We start from the raw sequence: 2,444 nt of genomic DNA on the forward strand, positions 1-2,444 counted from the left end.
CCGCTCGAGGAGCTCGACGAGGATCCGACGTAACTCGACGTCGACGACGAGAACGAGGACACGCTGCCGGCGAAGGCCGCCGCGTGGAAGCCGTTCGGTCCGGAGTACCAGACCGGCTCCTCGCCGGTGCGCTCGTAGGCCGACGCGAGCTCCGCCGACCACTCCTTCTCGAGACCGAAGAGCACGGCCCACGGCAGCAGGCGCTCCGTCACCTCGACCACCTCGACCGGTCCGACCGTGCGCCGGTCCGCCCCGCGGGGCGACTGCAGCATCGCGATCCGGTCGGCCTCGGCCAGGCGGATGTACAGCTCGAGCCCGCGCAGATGGTCGCGCAGCTCCGCGCCCGCGGCCGTCAGCGGCACCCTCGAGACCAGGATCGTCCCGACGACGGCCGCAACGATCGCGACGAGCATCAGCACGAGCGGGAGCGCTCCGCCGAAGGAGCGGGTCATCAGGAGGATCGCGCCCAGGAAAGCGGCCATGACACCCAGCAGCAGCGGGACGATCACGAGCACGCTGCCGCCGATCGTCCCGGCCTTCTTCAGTCCCGCCTCGGTCACCCGGTTGCCCAGCGCGGTCCGGAACTGTCCGACGGCCTTGCCGAACTCCTTGTCCTTGCCGGAGAGCTCACGCACCGTCCCCGGCACTTGGCCGAGGGCGATGTCGAGGAACTCGCGGTCGTCGGAGGCGAGGGGCCGCGGGCGTCCCGCGCGTCGCGTCGGCGTCGTCGCAGGGTCGAGCACCCGCACGGCGTACTCCTGCTTCCGCCCCTCCCCCGTCTCCTCGATGCGGACGAGACCGCGGACGGCGGCGTCCAGGAGTCCGGCCGCGGGGGCCTTCGACGTCTTCCGCAGCAGCGCGGCGGAGAGGAACAGCCCCTCCGCGGGCGGGTCGTACTCGGCGACGACGGTCGGGCGGCCGGGAGCGTCGCGGAGCACGGTCCGGCGGCGGTGCACGGCGAGCGCGAGGCCGATCAGGACCGCGGCGAGGCCGCCCAGCTGCACCCAGGACCAGCCGGAGGCGAGGTAGCGGTCGTCGCGCGGCGTGAAGGTCCCGGGAGCGAAGCCGATCGCCACGGTCACGTTCTCCCCCGGAGCCAGCGACTCCCCCGATGCCGTGACGACCGCGCCGTCGCGGCCGATCGGACAGGGCGTCGTCGAGCCCTCCGGCCCCCGGTAGCAGCTGACGGTCCCCGTCGCGGCGGAGGCCAGCGAACCGGCGAGCTCGACGCGCACGTCGTAGCGGTCGAAGGACTGGCGCCAGCCCGTGCCGTTGACGTCCCAGTAGAACTCGTCCTCGCCGCTGCGCGTGCCGGATCCAGGCAGGGTCGTGTTGTGCTGCGTATAGGTGAAGACATAGGTCTGGCTGCCGCTGACGAACTCGTCCGCTGCGCTGGTGACCAGGAGGAAGCCGTCCTCGCGTTCGGTGTCGACCGGCCGCGCCGCCCCGTCGCCGTCGGTGACGGACACCAGGTCGACGTCGGTCGGGTGCCCCTCGTAGTCGAGCGGGATCGCGCGCTGCATGCCGCGGTTCTGCGACGGCGGGAACTCGGCGACGAAGGTCTCGACAGTGGTCAGCGTCGAGCGGCCCTCCTCGTCGCGGTCGAGACGGAAGTCGGCCGAGTACTCCGAGAACCGGAAGCCGTCCACATCCGCGCGCACGACACCCGCGACGGGCTGCGGAGCCCCGCCGGGCTGCGGAGCCGCCACGGCCTGCGCCGCCGCTCCGCTGACCAGTAGCGGGACCGCGAGGGCCACGACCGCCGCGCGCCGCGCGACCACCCCCGCCCGGCCGGTCGAGGCGGACAGGATCGTGCCGAGCAGCCCCCACATGCCTGCGATGCTACGCGCCGCCGCGCACCCGGCACGTCCCCCGGGCGGACTACTGGAGCAGGAACTGCGTGGGCGAGCCCGAGGGGATGCCGGCGACCGACACCGACAGGTTGTAGGCGGCGCCGCCCGCCTCGACCGCCTCGCGACCGCCGGAGCAGGTGTCGGCGGAGGAGCGGGTGCGGTCCCACGTCAGCGCGCTGCCCATCACCGAGCGGCCCGCCTGGAGGAGCACCGGCAGATCGGCCGCGCCGGTCTGGCAGTCCGTGGAGGTCCAGATCTGCTCGGAGCCGCTCGTGATCGTGAAGACCTGCTTGCTCGTGCCCGCGTCGATCACGCAGTCGGTGCTCGAGATGTTGGCCAGCGAGAGCGAGAGCTGCGGATCCTCGCCGGGCGCGTAGCTCGTGGCGTCCGTGACCGCGGTGACGGCGACGGAGTCGGCCGAGCAGGCGGGTGCGGCGCCGGGCGTCGCACCGGGCGAGGTGGTCGGGTAGAGCGTCGGCAGCACGACGGTCGGCGTGGGGCTCGACGCGGCGTCGGAGCCGGTCATCCGCGGGAGCAGCGACAGCACCACCGCCAGGCCCGCGACGATGACGACCAGCGCGAGCAGCACTC

Annotated in this window: 2 protein-coding genes; both read right to left on the bottom strand. The window is 73.4% G+C overall.

All coding sequences use genetic code 11. The features are described from left to right. On the bottom strand, positions 1-1,832 hold a 1,832-nt coding region (locus C5C74_RS16760; RefSeq protein ID WP_104351935.1), incomplete at its 3' end, for a DUF2207 domain-containing protein. A 49-nt stretch (positions 1,833-1,881) separates the two neighbouring features. Next, positions 1,882-2,444 (bottom strand): hypothetical protein (locus C5C74_RS17620; protein ID WP_104256710.1); only part of this gene is annotated, 563 nt, incomplete at its 5' end.

The sequence above is a fragment of the Rathayibacter sp. AY1E8 genome, from assembly GCF_002931415.1.
Lineage (GTDB): Bacteria > Actinomycetota > Actinomycetes > Actinomycetales > Microbacteriaceae > Rathayibacter.